The following is a 19,830-nucleotide window of genomic DNA, read 5'->3' on the forward strand; positions in this document are numbered from 1 at the left end:
CAGGGGCGGGCGAGACCATCGGGGGCGATCGCAGCAGATGGGGGACAGCAAGCTGATCCAGGGCCGGTACCGGCTGCTCGAGCTGATCGGGCGCGGCGGCATGGGCGAGGTGTGGCGGGCACGCGACGAGTCGCTGGGCCGTCGTGTCGCCGTGAAGTGCCTCAAGCCGCTCGGACCCTCCCACGACCAGTCCTTCACCCGGGTGCTGCGCGAGAGATTCCGCCGGGAGGCGAGGGTCGCCGCCGCCCTTCAGCACCGCGGGGTCACCGTCGTCCATGACTTCGGGGAGTCCGACGGAATCCTGTACCTCGTCATGGAGTTGCTGGAGGGCCGCAACCTCAGCCAGCTCCTGGAGGACAACAGACACCACCCGCTGCCCGTCGAGGACATCATCGAGATCGCCGACCAGGTCTCCGCCGCCCTCGCCTACACCCATCAACAGGGCATCGTGCACCGGGACCTGAAACCCGCGAACATCATGCGGCTCACCGACGGCACGGTGAAGATCTGCGACTTCGGCATCGCCCGCCTCGGCCATGACATCGGCTTCACCTCCCGGCTCACCGGCACCGGTATCGCCATGGGGACCCCGCACTACATGTCGCCGGAGCAGATCGGCGGCTCCGAGGTCGACCAGCGCAGCGACCTGTACTCGCTGGGGTGCGTGCTGTACGAGATCGCCACCGGGGTACCGCCGTTCGACCTCGACGACGCCTGGGCGATCCTCGTCGGCCACCGCGACACCCCGCCCCGGCCGCCGCGCAGCCATCGCGCCGAGGTCCCCGAGTACTTCGAGAAGATCATCCTGGACCTGCTGGCCAAGCTCCCCGAGCAACGTCCGCACGATGCGCGCGAGTTGGGCCGCCGGATCAGCCTGGGCCGTACGACACCGGCGTACGTGCCCACGGTGGTGACCCCCCAGCCGGTGCTCAGGCCCGAGCCCACGGCCCGTGAGGTGCGGCTGCCGTCCTGGACCCGGGGCATGACCACCGGCCACAAGGCCACCGGTGCGGGGCTGGCGGCCACACCTCCGGACGCCGGTGCCGGGCTGACCGGCGAGTGGATCCCGCGGCCCGCCGCGGGCCGCCCCGACACCCGCGCCCCGGACGAGGATCCGCCCGCCCCGCCCCCGGAGACGCTCACCGCACTCGCCGGACGCCACAACGCCGGGCTCAGCCTGGGCCGGCTCGGCCGCTGGGCGGAGGCCGGTGAAGTGCACCGGGCGGTCGCCGCCGAACGCGAGCACCTCCTCGGCCCCGACCACCCCGACACCCTCGCCAGCCGCTACGAGGTCGCCTTCACCCTCAGCCGCACCGGCCGCGCCGCCGACGCCCTGCGCGAGTACAAGCACGTCGCCCGCAGCCGCAGCCTCTCCCTCGGCCCGGACCACGCCGACACCCTCGCCGCCCGCCAGGAAATGGCGTACGTCCTCGGGCAGTTGGGCCGCCACTTCGACGCCCACCAGGTCTATACGTCCGTCCTCGCCGCCCGCGAGCGCACCATGGGACCCGACCACCCCGACACCCTGCGCTGCCGCCACAACCTCGCCTTCAACCTCAGCAGACTCGGCCGCCTGGAGGACTCGTACCGCATGGCCTGCGACGTGGCGGCGGCCCGCGCCCGGGTACTCGGTCCCGGCCATCCCGACACCCTGGTCACCCGCTACGAAGTCGCCTACGCCCTCGGCCAGTTGGGCCGCTGGCCGGAAGCCCTGCAGACCTACCACGAGGTCGCCGAGGCCCGCGCCCAGGCCCTCGGCCCCGACCACCCGGACACCCTCGCCGCCCGCTACGAGGTCGGCATCAGCCTCGGCCGCCTCGGCCGCAGCGGCGACGCCCTCCAGCTCTACCGCGACCTCATCGACGACCGCACCCGCATCCACGGCCCGGCCCACCCCGAGACCCTCCGCGCCCGCCACGGCCTCGGCGTCAACCTCGGCCGCCTCGGCCGCTGGGAGGAAGCCCTCGCGGAATCCCGGGACGTCTGCGCGATCCGCGAGCGCGTCCTGGGCCCGGAGCACCCCGACACCCTGGTCAGCCGCCGCGAGGTGGCCGTCGGCCTCGGCTGGCTCGGCCGCTGGGCCGACGCCCTCACCGAGTACCGCCGAGTCGCCGCCGCCCGCGAACGCGTCCTGGGCGCCGACCACCCCGACACCCTCGCCAGCCGCAACGACGAGGCCCACTGCCTGGAACAACTCGGCCGCGGCGCGGAGGCGGTCGAGCTGTACCGGAGGGTGGCGGTGCTGCGGCAGCAGCGGGCGGCGGGCGGACCGTGACGTCGTGGGCCGGGGGCGGCGGCCCTGTGGTGGGGGCGCCGCAGGGGCGGACGGTGCCCGGTGGGGCCTGGCTCGTTGTGCGGGTTCCGCGCGCTGCGACGGCGCGGCGCCTCCGGCGGCCCTGCCGCCGCGCTTCGAGGCCCGCCTTGCTGCTGCCCCGGCGCGCGCCGGCCACGCCACCCACCGGATGCGGCCCCTGACCCCGTCGCCGTACACCCCTGGCCGCTGACGATCATCGCGTGTTACGAAGAGACATGCCTGCACTGGATGGACACACGTACGACGCCGTGATCGTCGGCGGAGGTCACAACGGTCTCGTCGCCGCGGCCTATCTGGCCCGGGCCGGACGTTCCGTTCTGGTCCTGGAGCGCCTGGAGCACACCGGCGGCGCCGCGATCTCCACCCGGCCCTTCGCCGGGGTCGACGCACGGCTGTCGCGCTACTCGTACCTGGTCAGCCTGCTCCCGAAGAAGATCGTCCGGGACCTGGGGCTGACCTTCCGGGTGCGCAAGCGCACGATCTCCTCGTACACCCCCGTCGAGCGGGACGGGCGGCCGACCGGGCTCCTGGTGGGCGGCGGCGAGCGACGTACCCGGGAGGCCTTCGCCCGGCTCACGGGCGGGACGCGCGAGTACGGGGCCTGGGAGCGGTTCTACGGTATGACCGGCCGCGCCGCCGAACGGATCTTCCCGACCCTCACCGAACCGCTGCCCACCCGCGACGAGCTGCGGCGCCGGGTGGACGACGAGGAGGCCTGGCGGGTGCTGTTCGAGGAGCCGATCGGTGTGGCCGTGGAGGAGCGGTTCGCCGATGACCTGGTGCGGGGAGTGGTCCTCACCGACGCGCTCATCGGCACCTTCGCCGACGCCCACGAGCCGTCACTGAGCCAGAACCGGTGCTTCCTCTACCACGTGATCGGCGGCGGCACGGGCGACTGGGACGTCCCCGTCGGTGGCATGGGCGCCCTCACCGAGGCCCTGGCCGGCGCCGCACGGGACGGGGGCGCCGTCATCGCCACCGGGCACGAGGCGGTGCGGATCGCCACGGACGGGCGCACGGCCGAGGTCACGTATCGAACGGCCGACGGCGAGGGCGTCGCCGTGGGGCGGCACGTGCTCGTCAACGCGTCCCCGCAGGCGCTCGCGGAGCTCACCGGTGACGAGGCGCCGGCTCCCGCCGAAGGTGCGCAGCTCAAGGTGAACATGCTGCTGACGCGGCTGCCGAAGCTGCGGGACGGGTCCGTCGATCCGCGTGAGGCGTTCTCCGGGACCTTCCACATCGCCGAGGGGTACCGGCAGCTCGCCGCCGCACACGCCCAGGCCGCCGCGGGGTCGCTGCCGGCCGCGCCGCCCTCCGAGATCTACTGCCACTCGCTGACGGACCCCACGATTCTCGGCCCCGGCCTCGTCGAACAGGGCTACCAGACACTGACGTTGTTCGGCCTGCACACCCCCGCACGGCTCTTCGACCGGGACAACGACTCCGTACGCGAGGAGCTGTTGAAGGCGACGATCGCGCAACTGGACGCGCATCTCGCCGAACCGATCGCCGACTGCCTCGCGGTGGACGCGGAAGGGCGCCCCTGCATCGAGGCGAAGTCACCGCTGGACCTCGAACGGGATCTGCGCCTGCCCGGCGGCAACATCTTCCACCGCGAACTGTCCTGGCCCTACGCCCAGGACGGCACCGGACGGTGGGGCGTGGAGACACGGCACGCCAATGTGCTGCTGTGCGGGGCGGGTGCCGTGCGCGGGGGCGGGGTGAGCGGGGTGCCGGGGCACAACGCGGCGATGGCGGTCCTGGGGGAGGGCGGGTGAGCGCCTGAGCGCCTGAGGGACCGGCGTCCTGCGGAGCCTCGCACCGGCGCCCCTGGCCAGTGACCCACGTCACACTCAGCTTCTGTCAGGAATCAGTGCTCCGTCTCGTTCAAGGGGTCCGCGAACGAGACAGGAGCATCGCCATGAAGCACCGCATCATCGTCCTCGGCGCCGGATACGCCGGGGCCTTCGCCGCCGGGAACCTGGCCCGCCGGCTTTCCCCCGCCGACGTGGAGATCACCGTCGTCAACGCCGTGCCCGACTTCGTGGAGCGGATGCGGCTGCACCAGCTCGCGATCGGCCGGGACATCGAGTTCCGCAGTCTCGCCCAGGTCTTCGCGGGCACCGGGATACGGCTGCGCCTCGCGCGAGTCACCGGCGTGGACCCCGGGCGCAGGACCGTCGCGGTGACCGGCGAGGACGGCGAGGACGAGCTCGTCTACGACACCCTTCTGTACGCGCTCGGCAGCTCGGTGGCCCACCACGGCGTGCCCGGCGCGGCCGAGCACGCCTTCGATGTCGCCGGCCGGTCCTCGGCGCTGCGGCTGCGCGAGCGCCTCGCCGGTCTGGGCGAGGGCGGCACCGTCCTGGTGGTCGGTGAGGGACTGACCGGCATCGAGACCGCGACCGAGTTCGCCGAGGCCCGGCCCGACCTCTCGGTCGCGCTCGCCGCCCGCGGCGAACCGGGCGACTGGCTCTCCCCGAAGGCCCGCCGCCATCTGCGCCAGGCCTTCGACCGGCTCGGCGTCACCGTCCACGAGCACACCACCGTCGAAGCCGTCGAGCCGGCCCGGGTGATCACCGCCGACGGCAGGTCCATCCCGGCCGACGTGACGGTGTGGACGGCCGGGTTCGCCGTACACCCCATCGCCGCCGCCAGCGGCCTGGAGGTCACCGCGACGGGCCGGATCGCCGTCGACCGCACCATGCGCTCCGTCTCGCACCCGGACGTCTACGCCGTCGGTGACTGCGCCTACGCGATCGGCGACAACGGCCGGCTGCTGCCGATGTCCTGCGCCTCGGCCGGGTACACCACCATGCAGGCGACCGCCGCGATCATCGCGCGCCTGACGGACGGCAAGGTCCCGACCGTCGGGCTGAAGTACGTCGGCAACCACATCAGCCTCGGGCGACGGGACGCGATCTTCCAGGCGGTGGGCGAGGACGTGCAGTCGAAGTCGTGGTACCTGGGCGGCCGGACCGCCGCGTTGTTCAAGTCGGGCATCCTCCTGGGCTCCGGGTGGAGCATCGCCCACCCGACCTTCGGCATGCCGAAGCGCAGGCACCGTCTGGCCACCACGCCCGACCATGCCCCCGCGAGGGCCGCCGCCTAGGTTCCTCCGCATAGGCTCCTTCGCATGGACAGTGCAGCCATCGACCGATTCGAGGCCGGCCGGGGACGGCTGGCCTCGCTCGCGTACCGTCTGCTCGGCTCGGCCGCCGACGCCGAGGACGCCGTGCAGGACACGTTCCTGCGCTGGCAGAGCGCGGACCGGGACCACATCGAGGTGCCCGAGGCCTGGCTGACCAAGGTCGTCACCAACCTCTGCCTGGACCGGCTCCGCTCGGCGCAGGCACGCCACGAGCGCGCCGCCGGGGACTGGCTGCCCGAGCCGCTCCTGGAGGGCGACCCGATGCTCGGCCCGGCCGACACCGTCGAGCAGCGCGAATCGGTGTCCTTGGCCGTACTGACCCTCATGGAGCGCCTCGCGCCGGTCGAGCGGGCCGCGTACGTCCTGCGCGAGGCCTTCTCGTACAGCCACGGGGAGATCGCCGGGATCCTCGACATCACCGAGTCCGCGAGCCAGCAGCATGTCCACCGGGCCCGCCGCCGTGTCGCCGCCGAGCGCCGCGGCGGTCAGGAGGTGGACCCCGCGGCCGCGCGCCGGATCGTCGAGGAGTTCCTCGCCGCGGCCACGTCGGGGCGTACCGAACGGCTGGTGGCGCTGCTCACCGCCGACGCGACTCTGGTCTCGGACGGCGCCGGACTGGCCAGGCGGCTGCTGCGGTACACGACGCGCGAGCGCATCGCCTCCTTCGTACGGGCCGGCTTCAAGCCGACGCAGGCGAAGCGGCGGATGGCCGGCGGCACCCCCGCGATGTACATCGCGCAGCTCAACGGCTCCCCGGCCGTCCTCGCCGTCGTCGACGAACGGGTCGTGGGGGTCGTGGCGTTCGACGTCGCCGACGGCAAGGTCGCCGCCCTGCGCGGCATCGCCGCCGCGGACCGGATCGCACGTCTCAACGAGGCCTGGCGGCAGTACGAACCCGACGCGCCGCTCATCACCGCATGGTGACCGGAGCCACCCGAAGCCTCCTCGGTCAGTCCGCCGAGGCCTGCCAGCCCACCGCCGCCAGCCGCGCGGCGTCCGCAGGGCGGGCCTCGTCGAACAGGACCGCGTCGGCGGCCTCCACGCGCAGGCCGTCGACGTACGCACCACGGCCCACGTAGAGCCGGTCGGTCGTACAGCGCCATCGCAGGGTCACGTTCCCGTGCGCCGGGAGATCCGCTGCGAGCCGGTGCCAGACCCGGCCCGACCAGCCCGTGACCGTGCCCGTCGGGTGCGTCTCGTCGGGGCGGGTGGTGGTGAAGGGGACCGGCTGCCAGGTGGCCCCGCCGTCTGTCGAGGACTCCAGGGCGAGGACGTCCGCCTGCGGCTCGGTGTCCCACCACAGGGCGCAGCGCAGCCGAGCGTCGCCGGCGGACGTGTCGAGGGCGGGGAGCGTGAGGGTGGCGGTCGTGAGGGTCGTCATCCCCGCGAACCAGGCGGTACGGCCCTGCCGCGGACGTACCGGCACCGCGCGCGCCAGGTTGTTCGCGGCCGCGACCCGGGGAGCCGATCCCGAACGCCAACTGCGCACGGGGTGCACGGAGTTGCCGAGCACGATCAGGAAGGAGTCGGTCGTCGGGTCGAGGACCAGCGAGGTGCCGGTGAAGCCCGTGTGGCCCGCCGTGCGCGGGGTGGCCATCGCGCCCATGTACCAGTGCTGGTAGAGCTCGAAGCCCAGGCCGTGCTCGTCTCCGGGGAAGGCGGTGTTGAAGTCCGTGAACATCAGTTCCACCGACTCGGGGCGGAGGATGCGGGCCCGGCCGTACGCGCCGCCGTTCAGCAGGGTCCGGCCCAGTACCGCCAGGTCCCAGGCACAGGAGAAGACCCCCGCGTGGCCCGCTACCCCGCCCAGGCTGAAGGCGTTCTCGTCGTGCACCTCACCCCATACGAGCCCCCGGTCCAGGCCTGACCAGGGCTTACGGGCGTCCTCCGTGGCCGCGATCCGCGGCTTCCAGACGGCGGGCGGGTTGTAGCGGGTGCGGTGCATGCCCAGGGGGTCCGTGATCTCCCCGCGGAGGAGGGTGTCCAGCCCGCGGCCCGTGATCCTCTCCAGGAGCAGCTGGAGGGAGATCAGATTCAGGTCGGAGTAGAGGTACTTGGTGCCCGGCGGGTTGAGCGGGGCCTCGTTCCAGATGAGTCGGAGCTTCTCCTCGTACGTCGGCGCGTTGTACAGCGGGATCCACGCGCGGAAACCCGAGGTGTGGGTGAGGAGTTGGCGGACCGTGATGTCCTGCTTGCCCGCGGCGCCGAACTCCGGGAGGTACGAGGCGACCTTGCCCTCCAGCTCCAGAGCGCCCCGCTCGATCTGCTGCATGGCCAGGATCGAGGTGAACAGCTTGGAGACCGAGGCCAGGTCGAAGACGGTGTCCTCGGCCATGGGGATCTGGTCCGCCGACGGGAACTCCACGCCAGTGTCGGTCGTCTCGTCGTACGCCGAGTAGCGCACCGCCATGCCGATCGGCCGGTGCAGGGCCACGGTGCCGCCGCGTCCGGCGAGCAGGACGGCGCCCGCGTACCAGGGGTGCTTGGGGGAGGGGCCGAGGAACGCCTCGGCGTCGGTGACGAGTCGGCGGAGATGCTCTTCCAGGAGGCCGGCCTGCCGTGGGGAGCCACGGCGCAAGGTGGTGGTGGCCGAAGCGGCGGACGCCTCGGCCGGTCCCGCCGGGAACGGGGCGATGACGAGCGCGCCCCCCAACGCGAGGGCTCTTCGGGTGAGCTGACGGCGGGTCATTGCGTTGGACACCTCATCAGTCATCGTCGAACTCTAACCCCGAGACGAAATCCGATGGGGCATACGGAATCTGACGGAGCATCAGGAAACCTCTTCCGTCCTCCGGAGGACTGCGGCATCCTGCGCCCATGCAGACGGAGCTGAGCAAGAAACTGGGAGTCGAGTACGCCCTCTTCGGCTTCACGCCGTTCCCCGCCGTCGCTGCGGCCATCAGCCGGGCCGGTGGCTTCGGCGTGCTCGGCGCGGTCCGCTACACCGCCCCCGACGACCTCAAACGCGACCTGGACTGGATCGAGGCCCATGTCGAGGGCAGGCCGTACGGGCTGGACGTCGTGATGCCCGCCAAGAAGGTCGAGGGCGTGACCGAGGCCGACGTCGAGGCCATGATCCCCGAGGGACACCGGCAGTACGTCAAGGACACCCTCGCCAAGTACGGCGTGCCGGAACTGGCCGAGGGGGAGGCGTCCGGCTGGCGGATCACCGGGTGGATGGAGCAGGTCGCGCGCTCCCAGCTCGACGTCGCCTTCGACTATCCGATCAAGTTGCTCGCCAACGCCCTCGGTTCACCGCCCGCGGATGTCGTGGAACGCGCGCACGACCGTGGTGTCCTCGTCGCCGCGCTCGCCGGGAGCGCCCGGCACGCCCTCAAGCACAAGGAAGGCGGCATCGACATCGTCGTCGCCCAGGGGTACGAGGCCGGCGGGCACACCGGTGAGATCGCCTCCATGGTGCTCACGCCGGAGGTCGTCGACGCCGTCGACCCGCTGCCCGTACTGGCCGCGGGCGGTATCGGCAGCGGACGCCAGGTGGCCGCTGCGCTGGCACTCGGTGCGCAGGGTGTGTGGCTGGGCTCGCTCTGGCTCACCTGCACCGAGGCGGAGATGTCCTCGTCCGCGGTGACGCGCAAGCTGCTCGCCGCCGGTTCGGGCGACACGGTCCGCTCCCGCGCCCTGACCGGGAAACCCGCACGCCAGCTGCGTACCGAGTGGACGGACGCCTGGGACGACCCGAACGGCCCCGGCACCCTCCCGATGCCCCTCCAGGGCCTGCTCGTCGCCGACGCCCTCACCCGCATCCAGAAGTACGAGGTCGAGCCGCTGCTCGGCACCCCGGTCGGGCAGATCGTCGGCCGCATGAACAGCGAACGCGCCGTCCAGGAGATCTTCGACGACCTCACCCGCGGCTTCGACCAGGCCGTCGACCGGATCAACCGCATCGCCGGAAGGAGCGGCCAGTGACGAGCACACCCCCCGCGGGCTTCTGGGCCCAGGCCACCGCCGACCCCGACCGCACCGTCCTCGTGGCTCCGGACGGCGAACAGTGGACCGCCGGCCGGTTGCACGCCGCCGCCAACCGTCTCGTCCACGGCCTGCGCGCGGCCGGTATGGAACGCGGCGACGCCTTCGCCGTCGTCCTGCCCAACGGCGTCGAGTTCTTCACCGCCCATCTCGCCGCCACCCAGGCCGGGTTCTACCTCGTCCCGGTCAACCACCACTTCGTCGGCCCGGAGATCGCCTGGATCGTCGCCGACTCCGGCGCCAAGGTCTTCCTCGCCCACGAACGCTTCGCCGCCCCCGCCCGCCAGGCCGCCGACGAGGCCGGCCTCCCCGCCACCCACCGGTACGCGATCGGCGAGGTCGAGGGCTTCCGTCCGTACGCCGAACTCCTCGACGGACAACCGGAGTCGGCCCCCGCGGACCGCGAGCTCGGATGGGTCATGAACTACACCTCGGGCACCACGGGCCGCCCCCGCGGCATCCGCCGCCCCCTGCCCGGCAAGCTCCCCGAGGAGGCCTACCTCGGCGGCTTCCTCGGCATCTTCGGCATCAAGCCGTACGACGACAACGTCCACCTGGTCTGCTCACCGCTCTACCACACGGCAGTGCTCCAGTTCGCGAGCGCGTCCCTGCACATCGGCCACCGACTGGTACTGATGGACAAGTGGACACCCGAGGAGATGCTCCGCCTGATCGACCGCGAGCAGTGCACCCACACCCACATGGTCCCGACCCAGTTCCACCGTCTGCTGGCCCTGCCGCAGGACGTCAAGGACCGCTACGACGTCTCCTCCATGCGCCACGCCATCCACGGCGCCGCCCCCTGCCCCGACCATGTGAAGCGGGCGATGCTCGACTGGTGGGGCCCGTGCGTGGAGGAGTACTACGCGGCCAGCGAGGGCGGCGGCGCCTTCGCCACGGCGGAGGACTGGCTGAAGAAGCCCGGCACGGTCGGAAAAGCCTGGCCCATCAGCGAGTTGGCCGTCCTCGACGACGACGGCAACCGGCTGCCGCCGGGTGAACTGGGCACGGTCTACCTGAAGATGAACACCGGCGGCTTCTCGTACCACAAGGACGAGACCAAGACGAGGAAGAACCGCATCGGCGACTTCTTCACCGTCGGCGACCTGGGTCTTCTCGACGAGGACGGCTATCTCTTCCTCCGCGACCGCAAGATCGACATGATCATCTCGGGCGGGGTCAACATCTACCCCGCCGAGATCGAGTCCGTCCTCCTCTCCCACCCCGCCGTCGCCGACGCCGCCGCCTTCGGCATCCCGCACGACGACTGGGGCGAGGAGGTCAAGGCCGTGGTCGAACCCGCCCCGGGCCATGAACCCGGACCGGAGCTGGCCACCGACCTCCTCACCCACTGCGCCGGACAACTCGCCGGCTACAAGTGCCCCAAGACGGTCGACTTCATCACCGAGATGCCCCGGGACCCCAACGGCAAGCTGTACAAGAGGCGGTTGCGGGACCCGTACTGGGAGGGGCGCACCCGGCCCGTCTGACCCCTTTCACGAGCGGACCCGGACCACCTTCAGCGACGGAGACGACAGGATGTCCTTCTCGCAGAAGCGGGACGTCACCCACTTCTCCTGGGCGTAGAGCCGCGTCTGGTCGCTGTAGTGGGGCGAGTTCGGGTTCGAGGACTGGGAGTACGACAGAAGGGTGCGGGCGACCGGACAGCGGCTGCCGTTCCAGCCGACGGCCTGGATGTAGCTGGAGCCGGTGGTCACCTCCGTGTAGCCCCCGCCGGCCGGGTCCCACACCGGCTCGACCTTGTTCCAGACGCCGAGGGACTCGGTGCCGCCGGAGACCGGGATGCGCTGTCCGCCCCGTACGACGAACTGGTGCCGCCCGAGCGGGGAGTCGAGCGGGATGCCCGCCGCGCGCAGCTCGGTCACGGCGTCCGCGAGGGCCGTGGGGAAGGCTGCCGAGTCCGTGTTGAGGGTGTTCGGGGTGCGCACCGGGTCGGCCGCCGAGAACGGCACCTTCCACAACTGCGCGGCCGGGATCCTGCGCCAGAGCCGGTCGAAGAGGAGTGCGCCCCGGCTGTCGGTGTTCACGGTGCGGTCCCACGCGCCGAGCACCCCGCACGCTTCACGCACGTCGACTGCCGTGCCGTTGCTGCCCGTCGCGGTACCTCCCGGCAGCGCCGCACACGCCTTCGCCGCGTCCGCCGCGGCGAGGTCGCCCGCGGGCACCCGGTTGGCGAACTGCTGTGCCTGAAGGTCCCGCACGGTCAGCCGCCCGCGCCCGGCCATCGCCGCCACGTCCTCGACCGCGCCGCGCGTCCGCAGCGAACGCTGTGTGCCGATGGTGCCGAAGACCCGCTCGTACCCGGTCAGCGGCCGGTCCGCGTTGGCCAGCCAGGCGCTGTCGTTGGAGTTCTCCGCGTACGGGGCGTCCGTGAGCGTCGGCATCTTCGCCGGACCGAAGACGCCCGGCTGCACGGCGTCCGCGTCACTGCCGAGCGCGCAGTCGGTGCGCGAGCCGTCCAGGACCGCCAGCCCCGCCGACGGATAGGTGAGCTTCCCCAGCGGGGTCGAGCAGCGCTGGGCGAGGTCGTCGGTGATGCGGGGGAGCACCTGGGACTGGGTGAACAGGGTGTGGCCGGCCGAGTCGGCGGCGATCGTGTTCACCCACGGCAGGCCCTGCGTGCGCTGGAGCGAGCCGAGGACGCCTGCCGTGCCACGCGCCTTGCTGAAACCGAGGGCGGTGTCGGAGGCGCGCAGGTTGGTGGCGTTGGGGTCGTTGAGGGCGTACGCCGTCGTGCTCGTCCACGGGAGCGGGACCGCCGCTCCGAGGGAGGTGGTGACGGGTCCGTACCGGGTCCACCACTGGGTCCGTGTGACCGCGGTGCCGTCCTTCACCGGGATCGTCACCGTGCGCTTGGTCATCCGCTCCGGCTTGCCGTCCACGAGGTAGGTCGTGGGGTCGGCCGGATCCAGGGTGAGCTGGTGGAGGTTGAGCGGGACGCCGGTGGCCACGGTGTGGCTCCACGCCACGTTCGCGTTGTGGCCTATGGAGATCGTCGCCGTGCCGAGCAACGAGCCGCCGGAGACGTTCAGTTCACCGGGGATGGTCTGCTGGGACTGCCAGAAGCGGCGGCCGCCCTGCCAGGGGTAGTGCGGATTGCCGAGCAGCAGTCCGCGGCTGCCGGCCGTGGTGGCGCCGCTGAAGGCGACGGCGTTGGAGCCCATGTCGGCGGTGTCCGTGGCGAGGAGTTCACGCGCCGCACGCGCGGTGTCCCGGGCATCGGGTGTCACTGCGGCGGCCGTGGTGGGCGGCTGGGCGGCGGTGATGCCGTCCACACCACGCCCCTGCCCGCCGAGGACGGCGAGCGCGAACCCGCGCGCGGCCACGTCCAGGGTCGTCACCGGGCGCACCCAGGCGGCGCCCTTGCAGGCGGGGTCGGTGATGCGGTTCTGCTTGAGCCAGGCGTTGTAGCCGGCCGCGAAGCCCCGCATGAGTTCCTTCGCCTGCCGGCTCGGCCCCGCCGGCGCCGGTTCGGCGAGCAGCTTCTCGACCGTGCCCGCCTCCCGCACGCCCCGGAAGTAGAGGTCGCTGGAGAGGTTCTTGGCGGCGGAGGAGAGCGAGAAGTCGGGCGCGGCGTCGGGCCCGAAGTAGCGGGAGCGCTCGCCGCGTACGGTCACGAAACCGTCGGCGAGCGTGCACACCTGGTCGGCGGCCTGGGCCCAGCCGGTGCCGAAGCCGAGGTCCGCGTAGTCCTTGGCGAGGATGTGCGGGATGCCGTACTCGGTGTAGCGGATCGTGGCGGACAGTCCGCCGTGCGACGGGTGCCGCTCGTGGTTGCGGCTCTCGACCGCGGCCGCCGGCAGGGCGGAGGTGGCGGTGAGCAGGGCGACGGCCGTGACGACCGTGCGTCTGAGGCGGGTGCGCATGGTGCCTCCCAACGTCATTGAGGGAAGGAGCGGTTGAGCGTACCAACGGGTAGGTTGTTCTGTATGACGCCCGGACAAGGCAGCACGGTTGACGGGGTGCTGCGCCGCAGCGCCCGGCGCACCCCGGCGCGGGTCGCGGTGGAGTACGGCGACCGCTCATGGACGTACGAGGAGCTCGACGAGGCCGTCTCCCGGGCGGCGAGCGTGCTGCTCGCCGAAGGTCTTGAGCCCGGTGACCGGGTCGGGGCCTACGGCCACAACTCCGACGCCTACCTCATCGCCTTCCTCGCCTGCGCCCGCGCGGGCCTGGTGCACGTCCCCGTCAACCAGAACCTGACCGGCGAGGACCTGGCGTACCTCGTGGGCCAGTCGGGCAGCACGCTGGTCCTCGCGGACCCGGACCTGGCGGACCGGCTGGGCGAAGGCGTCCGTACGACGCCCCTGCGCGACGCGGACGACTCCCTGCTGGCACGCCTGGAATCGGCACCCGTGTACGACGGCCCCGAGCCGCGCACCGAGGACCTCGTCCAGCTGCTCTACACCTCCGGTACGACGGCCCTGCCGAAGGGCGCGATGATGACGCACCGCGCCCTGGTGCACGAGTACCTGAGCGCGATCGCGGCCCTGGACCTGAGCGCGGGCGACCGCCCGGTGCACTCGCTCCCGCTGTACCACTCGGCGCAGATGCATGTGTTCCTGCTGCCCTACCTCGCGGTCGGCGCGACGAACATCATCCTGGACGCCCCCGACGGCGACCGGATCTTCGACCTGATCGAGGCGGACCGCGCCGACAGCCTGTTCGCCCCGCCGACGGTGTGGATCGGGCTGTCCAACCGCCCCGACTTCGCGACCCGCCGTCTCGACGGCCTCCGCAAGGCGTACTACGGCGCGTCGATCATGCCGGTGCCCGTCCTTGAGCGCCTGCGCGAACGGCTTCCGAAACTCGCCTTCTACAACTGCTTCGGCCAGAGCGAGATCGGCCCCCTGGCGACGGTCCTGGCGCCCGGTGAGCACAAGGGCCGCATGGACTCCTGTGGCCGCCCCGTCCTGTTCGTCGATGCCCGGGTGGTCGACGAGGACGGCAAGGACGTCCCCGACGGCACGCCCGGCGAGATCGTCTACCGCTCACCGCAGTTGTGCGAGGGCTACTGGGACAAGCCCGAGGAGACCGCCGAGGCATTCCGCGACGGCTGGTTCCGCTCCGGCGACCTCGCGGTGCGCGACGCCCACGGCTACTTCACGATCGTCGACCGGGTGAAGGACGTCATCAACTCCGGTGGCGTACTGGTCGCTTCACGCCAGGTCGAGGACGCGCTGTACACGCACGAGGCCGTCGCGGAGGTGGCGGTGATCGGCTTGCCCGACGAGCGGTGGATCGAGGCGGTCACGGCGGTGGTCGTGCCCAGGGGAGAGGTGACGGAGGAGGCTCTGATCGCCCACGCCCGCGAGAAGATCGCCCACTTCAAGGCACCGAAGCGGGTGGTGTTCGTGGACGAGCTGCCGCGGAACGCGAGCGGGAAGATCCTGAAACGGGAGCTCAGGAACCGCCTGAGCTAGCGCGGCCGCAGGTCCACGATCCGCCGGATCTTGCCCACCGACCGCTCCAGCGACTCGGGTTCGACGATCTCCACGGTGACGGACACGCCGATACCGTCCTTCACGGCCGCGGTGATGGCCCGCGCGGCCGCGTCCCGGTCCTCAGGGGTGGCGTCCGGCCGGGCCTCGGCCCGCACGGTCAGGGCGTCGAGTCGCCCCTCACGGGTGAGGCGGAGCTGGAAGTGCGGTGCGACGCCCGGGGTGCGGAGCACGATCTCCTCGATCTGCGTGGGGAAGAGGTTCACGCCCCGCAGGATCACCATGTCGTCGCTGCGGCCGGTGACCTTCTCCATCCGCCGGAACACCCGTGCCGTGCCCGGCAGCAGCCGCGTCAGGTCCCGGGTGCGGTACCGGATGACGGGCATGGCCTCCTTGGTGAGCGAGGTGAAGACGAGCTCACCCTTCTCCCCGTCGGGCAGCACCTCGCCGGTGACCGGGTCGACGATCTCGGGAAAGAAGTGGTCCTCCCACACATGGAGGCCGTCCTTGGTCTCCACGCACTCCTGCGCGACGCCCGGACCGATGACCTCCGACAGCCCGTATATGTCGACCGCGTCGATCGCGAACCGCTCCTCGATCTCCCGGCGCATCTGCTCCGTCCAGGGCTCGGCCCCGAAGATCCCCACCCGCAGCGAGGTGCCCCGTGGATCGACGCCCTGCCGCTCGAACTCGTCGAGGATCGTCAGCATGTACGACGGGGTCACCATGATGATGCCGGGCTTCAGGTCCTGGATCAGCTGGACTTGACGCGCCGTCATACCGCCGGACGCGGGGACGACCGTACAGCCGAGCCGCTCGGCACCGTAGTGGGCGCCGAGGCCGCCGGTGAACAGGCCGTATCCGTACGCCACATGCACGATGTCACCGGGCCGCCCGCCCGCCGCCCGGAGGGAACGGGCGACCATGTCGGACCACAGGGCGAGATCACCGTCCGTGTACCCGACGACGGTCGGCCTTCCGGTGGTGCCGCTGGAGGCGTGGATACGGCGGACCTGATCCCGTGGCACGGCGAACATCCCGTACGGGTAGTTCTCGCGCAGGTCCGCCTTGGTGGTGAAGGGGAACCGGGCGAGGTCGGCGAGGGTACGGCAGTCCTCGGGACGGACACCGGCCTTGTCGAAGGACTCCCGGTAGAACGGCACGTTGTCGTACGCATGCCGCAGGGCCCTTTGGAGCCGCTCCAACTGCAGTGCCCTCAACGCCTCTTCATCGAGCCGTTCCCCCGCGTCCCACAGCTCCGTCGCATCCGCCACCGGGACGCCTCCCTCGCCGATCACAGCAATACGGGCGACCGATCATTCGGTCGAGGTCTCGGGGATCAGTAATCCAGCCCACCCGTGATCAGGCAAGAGGGCGCCCCACACTTTCTCGGCTCACCGCCCCGTCGCCCTCTGACGGAACCCCGTTGCGGCCCAGCGCGGGCAGCGCCGAGGATGGGCGCCATGCCGATCTTCGCCGCCCCCGACGGGACCCAGCTCGCCTATCACCTCCGGGGCGACGGTCAACCCCTCGTCGTCCTCCCCGGCGGGCCCATGCGGGCCTCCGGCTACCTCGGGGACCTGGGAGGCCTGAGCGCCCACCGGCGGCTTGTGCTGCTGGATCTGCGGGGCACGGGCGAGTCCGCGGCACCGGCCGATCCGGCGACGTACCGCTGTGACCGGCTCGTCGACGACGTGGAGGCGCTGCGGGTCGAGCTGGGGCTGGAGCGGATGGACCTGCTCGCGCACTCGGCCGGCGGCAGTCTCGCCATGCTGTACGCGGCCCGGTACCCGGAGCGGGTGCGGCGGCTGGTGCTGGTCACCGCCATCCCGTGGGCGCTGGGGATGCCGGTGACCGACGAGGAGCGGTTGGCGGCGGCCCTGCTGCGGAAGGGCGAGCCCTGGTTCGACACGGCATTCCCCGCGTTCGCGGCTTCGCTCGACGGGACCGGTGGTTACGACCCCGTGTTCGCGCCCTTCTTCTACGGCCGCTGGGACGAGGCCGCCGCCGCTCATGACGCCCGCGGTGACCAGGAGTTCAACGACGAGGCGGCCGACGTGTACGGATCCCCCGGCGCCTATGACCCGCCCGCGACCCGGGAGGCCCTCGCCCGGCTGGAGCGTCCGGTGCTCGTACTCTCGGGGGAGGTCGACAACGCGCCCCGGCCCGAACTGGCCCGGCGGACCGCCGACGTGTTTCCCGCCGCCGAGGTCGCGGTGCAGCCCGGCGCCGGACACTATCCGTGGCTGGACGATCCGGAGTGGTTCGTGCGGCGGATCCTCACGTTCCTCGATCCCGCTCTGCCCTCGGCAGAGTAGGCGCCATACCCGAACCCCGCCGGTTACGTTTCCCGCCATGGACACCGTCAAGGCCAACGGCATCACCCTCGCCTACCGCACCTGGGGGCCCGGCACCGCGCCGCCGCTTCTCCTGCTGCACGCCCGCGGCGCCGACGGAGCGGACTGGGTGCCGGTCGCCGAACAGCTCGCCGCGAGTCCGTCCCCGCGCCGCGTCCTCGCCCCCGACCTGCGCGGCCACGGGCGCAGCGACTGGCCCGGCACCTATGCCCTGGAGGACATGCGCGACGACGTACAGGGCTTCCTGACCGCCCTCGGCATCGCACGCACCGACGTCGTCGCCCACTCCCTCGGCGGCGTCGTCGCCTGTCTCCTCGCCCAGCGGACACCCGGACTCGTACGCCGCCTCGTGCTGGAGGACGTACCCGCGCCCCTCCCGCTCGACCCGCCCCGGCCGCCCGCCGAACGCCCCGACGGAGACCTGCCGTTCGACTGGGAGATGGTGCGGGCGACGGACGAGCAGCGCAACGCCCCCGATCCTGTGTGGTGGGACCACATGGGGCGGATCACCATGCCCACGCTGGTGATCGGGGGCGGGCCCGACAGTTCCATTCCTCAGGAGCAGGTCGCGGCCGTTGCCGAGCGCATTCCCGATGCCCGGCTCGTGACCATCGACGCCGGACATCTCGTGCACGAGACCCGCCCCGACGATTTCCTGGCCGCCGTGGAGCCGTTCCTCCACGAGGCCGGTCTCACTTCGCGTACGCCGTCATGAAGCGGTCGCGGAACGTGTCCATGCCCCACACCGGCGCGTTCGCGGCGGGCTTGAGGCCGTCCGTCCAGCCCCAGTCGGAGACCCGGTCGAGGACCTTCGGGTCGCGGGCGACGATCGTGATGGGCACGTCCTTGTTGGTGCTGCCCCCGGTGACGGTCGGGACGGGCTGGTGGTCGCCGAGGAAGACGAGGACCGTGTCGTCGTCGCCGTAGCGCTGGACCCATTCGGTGAGGCTCTGCAGGGAGTACTCGATGGCCTTGCGGTACTCGGTGCGGACGCGCTCGGAGCTCTTCCAGACCTCCTTGGGGTCGGTGCCCTCCTTCTTGATCTGCTCGAAGACCGAGCCGTCGCCGAGCTGGTCCCAGTCGACCATGCGGGCGATGGGGGACCAGGGGTTGTGGCTGGAGGCCAGGATGATCTCCGCCATGATCGGGTCACGGTTCTTCTTGCCGTGCTCCAGGCGTTCGAAGGCCTCCAGGCTGAACTGGTCGGGCACCGGGGTCCAGCTGAAGTAGGGGCCGTTGTAGCCGAGGTGTGTGGAGTCGTAGATGTGGTCGAGGCCGAAGTACTTGCCCTCGGGCCAGGTCTTGCGCACACCCGGGACGATCCCGACCGTGCGCCAGTCGCCGGTCTTCTGGAAGTAGCTGGTGAGGGTCGCGCGGTCGCCGGTGGTCAGGCTCCGGTAGCGCTGCTGGTTCTTGACCCACAGGCCGGACAGGAACGTCGAGTGGGCCAGCCAGCTGCCGGCGCCCGTCACGGGCGACCTGAGCCAGCCGCTGCGGGAGGCGAAACCGGCCGCCTTGAGCCTGCTGTCGCCCGCCGTGAGGGCCGCGTCGATCTGCGGGGCCATCGCCGGGTCGTCGATCGCCACCCGGCCGTAGCTCTCGACGAAGGTGAACAGGACGTCCTTGCCGCGCAGCCCGGTCAGCAGCTGGTCGGGCGGGGTCTTGGCGAACGCGTCGACGGCGGCCTGCTTCTCGAAGACCTCGGCGTCGAAGATGCCGTCGCGCACCTGCTGCACCCGGTTGGCCACGAACTCCGAGTTGCCCTTGGTGGCGAGGGTGACTCCGCCGTACTGCACGCCCAGGGTGAAGCAGAGGATCCACGCGATGCCGAGGACGAGGGTGGTGCGGGCGGCCACCGGGCGGTGCCGGACCATGACGTTCGACAGCCGCACCACCGCCAGCGTGCACAGGGCGAGCACGGCGACGAACAGCGCGATCACCCCGGTCACCGCGAGCACCTGCCCGGTGCGGCCGAACGACTCCCTGACCCAGTCCGCCCCGTCGTCCAGCAGGATCCAGTCGAAGACCAGGTCGAACGGCCGGGCCAGGGCCTCACGGAAGCCCATGTCGAGGAACTTGACGATGCTCAGCAGCCCCAGGACCACACCCGCGACGACGGCCGTGATCCGCCGTGCCCGCCTCGGCAGCGCGAGCAGCAGGCCCGCGAGGAGGACCGCCTCGACGGGAAGGCGCAGGAAGGCCTGGAGATTCATCCGGTCGAGCCGGTTGGGCATGAGCAGCGCACCGAGCACCAGCGCCCCGGCCAGGACGGTCGTACCGATGGTCACACCGCGTGCGGTACGGGGATACCGGGCCCGCCAGCCGAACCATCCCGGTTTCCGGGTGACCGCTTCGGCCCCTTCGGTTCCTCCGGCTCCTTCGGTCCCTTCAGCCTCGACGACGGGGTCCGCCTCGCTCCCGGTGGCTTCCGGCTGCTGACGAGAGCGAGGTGTGAAGAGCGACACCCGGCGGTCCTTCCGTACGGTCTTGCGATGGCATGGCGAACAGGGCCCTGTGAGTGAGCCTGCCATCACCAGTACGTTCGCACGTCACCTTCGG

The 19,830-nt window shown here is 71.7% G+C and carries 13 protein-coding genes; 9 read left to right on the top strand and 4 right to left on the bottom strand.

What is annotated here, in order from left to right; all coding sequences use genetic code 11:
- Positions 1-37 precede the first annotated feature (37 nt).
- From PH203_RS20475 to PH203_RS20490, 4 genes are all read left to right on the top strand, one after another.
- On the top strand, positions 38-2,275 hold the full coding sequence (locus tag PH203_RS20475; protein ID WP_289921658.1) for a serine/threonine-protein kinase: 2,238 nt from the start codon (positions 38-40) through the stop codon (positions 2,273-2,275).
- 254 nt (positions 2,276-2,529) lie between these two features.
- Entirely contained in the window at positions 2,530-4,092 is a 1,563-nt protein-coding gene (locus PH203_RS20480; protein WP_289921659.1) for an NAD(P)/FAD-dependent oxidoreductase, read from the top strand.
- A 143-nt stretch (positions 4,093-4,235) separates the two neighbouring features.
- The gene (locus PH203_RS20485) at positions 4,236-5,426 is read left to right on the top strand and encodes an FAD-dependent oxidoreductase (RefSeq protein WP_289921660.1); all 1,191 of its coding nucleotides are present in this window, start codon (positions 4,236-4,238) and stop codon (positions 5,424-5,426) included.
- A gap of 24 nt (positions 5,427-5,450) precedes the next feature.
- Positions 5,451-6,389: a sigma-70 family RNA polymerase sigma factor gene (locus PH203_RS20490; protein WP_289921661.1), complete on the top strand. Its 939-nt coding sequence runs from the start codon at positions 5,451-5,453 to the stop codon at positions 6,387-6,389.
- A 25-nt stretch (positions 6,390-6,414) separates the two neighbouring features.
- Here the strand turns inward: PH203_RS20490 and PH203_RS20495 are convergent, their stop codons facing one another.
- Positions 6,415-8,178 carry a serine hydrolase gene (locus PH203_RS20495; RefSeq protein WP_289921662.1) on the bottom strand — a complete coding sequence of 588 codons (1,764 nt, stop codon included), beginning with the start codon at positions 8,176-8,178 and terminating at the stop codon, positions 6,415-6,417.
- 104 nt (positions 8,179-8,282) lie between these two features.
- Between PH203_RS20495 and PH203_RS20500 the strand changes: the two genes are divergently transcribed.
- Together PH203_RS20500 and PH203_RS20505 are read left to right on the top strand one after the other, a co-directional pair.
- Positions 8,283-9,392 carry a nitronate monooxygenase family protein gene (locus tag PH203_RS20500; protein WP_289921663.1) on the top strand — a complete coding sequence of 370 codons (1,110 nt, stop codon included), beginning with the start codon at positions 8,283-8,285 and terminating at the stop codon, positions 9,390-9,392.
- Positions 9,389-10,942, top strand: coding sequence for an acyl-CoA synthetase (locus tag PH203_RS20505; RefSeq protein WP_289921664.1), 1,554 nt, complete (start codon positions 9,389-9,391; stop codon positions 10,940-10,942). The genes PH203_RS20500 and PH203_RS20505 overlap by 4 nt, the downstream gene beginning before the upstream one ends.
- 6 nt (positions 10,943-10,948) lie before the next feature.
- Here PH203_RS20505 and PH203_RS20510 read toward each other — a convergent pair whose 3' ends face one another.
- Positions 10,949-13,339, bottom strand: a complete 2,391-nt coding sequence (locus tag PH203_RS20510) for a penicillin acylase family protein (protein WP_289921666.1) — start codon at positions 13,337-13,339, stop codon at positions 10,949-10,951.
- Positions 13,340-13,402: 63 nt separating this feature from the next.
- Here PH203_RS20510 and PH203_RS20515 point away from each other — a divergent pair, with 63 nt between their 5' ends.
- Entirely contained in the window at positions 13,403-14,896 is a 1,494-nt protein-coding gene (locus tag PH203_RS20515) for an acyl-CoA synthetase (protein WP_289921668.1), read from the top strand.
- Here the strand turns inward: PH203_RS20515 and paaK are convergent.
- Positions 14,893-16,188, bottom strand: a complete 1,296-nt coding sequence (gene paaK / locus PH203_RS20520) for a phenylacetate--CoA ligase PaaK (protein WP_289921671.1) — start codon at positions 16,186-16,188, stop codon at positions 14,893-14,895. The two genes, PH203_RS20515 and paaK, sit on opposite strands and share 4 nt — an antisense overlap.
- A 189-nt stretch (positions 16,189-16,377) precedes the next feature.
- Here paaK and PH203_RS20525 point away from each other — a divergent pair, with 189 nt between their 5' ends.
- Positions 16,378-17,232, top strand: a complete 855-nt coding sequence (locus tag PH203_RS20525) for an alpha/beta hydrolase (protein WP_289921672.1) — start codon at positions 16,378-16,380, stop codon at positions 17,230-17,232.
- A 37-nt stretch (positions 17,233-17,269) separates the two neighbouring features.
- Positions 17,270-17,986, top strand: a complete 717-nt coding sequence (locus tag PH203_RS20530) for an alpha/beta hydrolase (protein WP_289921674.1) — start codon at positions 17,270-17,272, stop codon at positions 17,984-17,986.
- On the opposite strand, the gene PH203_RS20535 is transcribed toward PH203_RS20530, so the two are convergent.
- Positions 17,964-19,802: a sulfatase gene (locus PH203_RS20535; protein WP_289921676.1), complete on the bottom strand. Its 1,839-nt coding sequence runs from the start codon at positions 19,800-19,802 to the stop codon at positions 17,964-17,966. The genes PH203_RS20530 and PH203_RS20535 overlap by 23 nt on opposite strands.
- Positions 19,803-19,830: the final 28 nt, after the last annotated feature.

The sequence above is a fragment of the Streptomyces sp. S.PB5 genome (assembly GCF_030403745.1).
Classification (GTDB): Bacteria; Actinomycetota; Actinomycetes; order Streptomycetales; family Streptomycetaceae; genus Streptomyces.

Excerpts from the sequence above, each read along its gene's own strand:
- PH203_RS20475 (WP_289921658.1), top strand. The coding sequence starts at position 38 with ATGGGGGACAGCAAGCTGATCCAGGGCCGGTACCGGCTGCTCGAGCTG.
- PH203_RS20480 (WP_289921659.1), top strand. The coding sequence starts at position 2,530 with ATGCCTGCACTGGATGGACACACGTACGACGCCGTGATCGTCGGCGGA.
- PH203_RS20485 (WP_289921660.1), top strand. The coding sequence starts at position 4,236 with ATGAAGCACCGCATCATCGTCCTCGGCGCCGGATACGCCGGGGCCTTC.
- PH203_RS20490 (WP_289921661.1), top strand. The coding sequence starts at position 5,451 with ATGGACAGTGCAGCCATCGACCGATTCGAGGCCGGCCGGGGACGGCTG.
- PH203_RS20495 (WP_289921662.1), bottom strand. The coding sequence starts at position 8,178 with ATGACTGATGAGGTGTCCAACGCAATGACCCGCCGTCAGCTCACCCGA.
- PH203_RS20500 (WP_289921663.1), top strand. The coding sequence starts at position 8,283 with ATGCAGACGGAGCTGAGCAAGAAACTGGGAGTCGAGTACGCCCTCTTC.
- PH203_RS20510 (WP_289921666.1), bottom strand. The coding sequence starts at position 13,339 with ATGCGCACCCGCCTCAGACGCACGGTCGTCACGGCCGTCGCCCTGCTC.
- PH203_RS20515 (WP_289921668.1), top strand. The coding sequence starts at position 13,403 with ATGACGCCCGGACAAGGCAGCACGGTTGACGGGGTGCTGCGCCGCAGC.
- PH203_RS20525 (WP_289921672.1), top strand. The coding sequence starts at position 16,378 with ATGCCGATCTTCGCCGCCCCCGACGGGACCCAGCTCGCCTATCACCTC.
- PH203_RS20530 (WP_289921674.1), top strand. The coding sequence starts at position 17,270 with ATGGACACCGTCAAGGCCAACGGCATCACCCTCGCCTACCGCACCTGG.
- PH203_RS20535 (WP_289921676.1), bottom strand. The coding sequence starts at position 19,802 with ATGGCAGGCTCACTCACAGGGCCCTGTTCGCCATGCCATCGCAAGACC.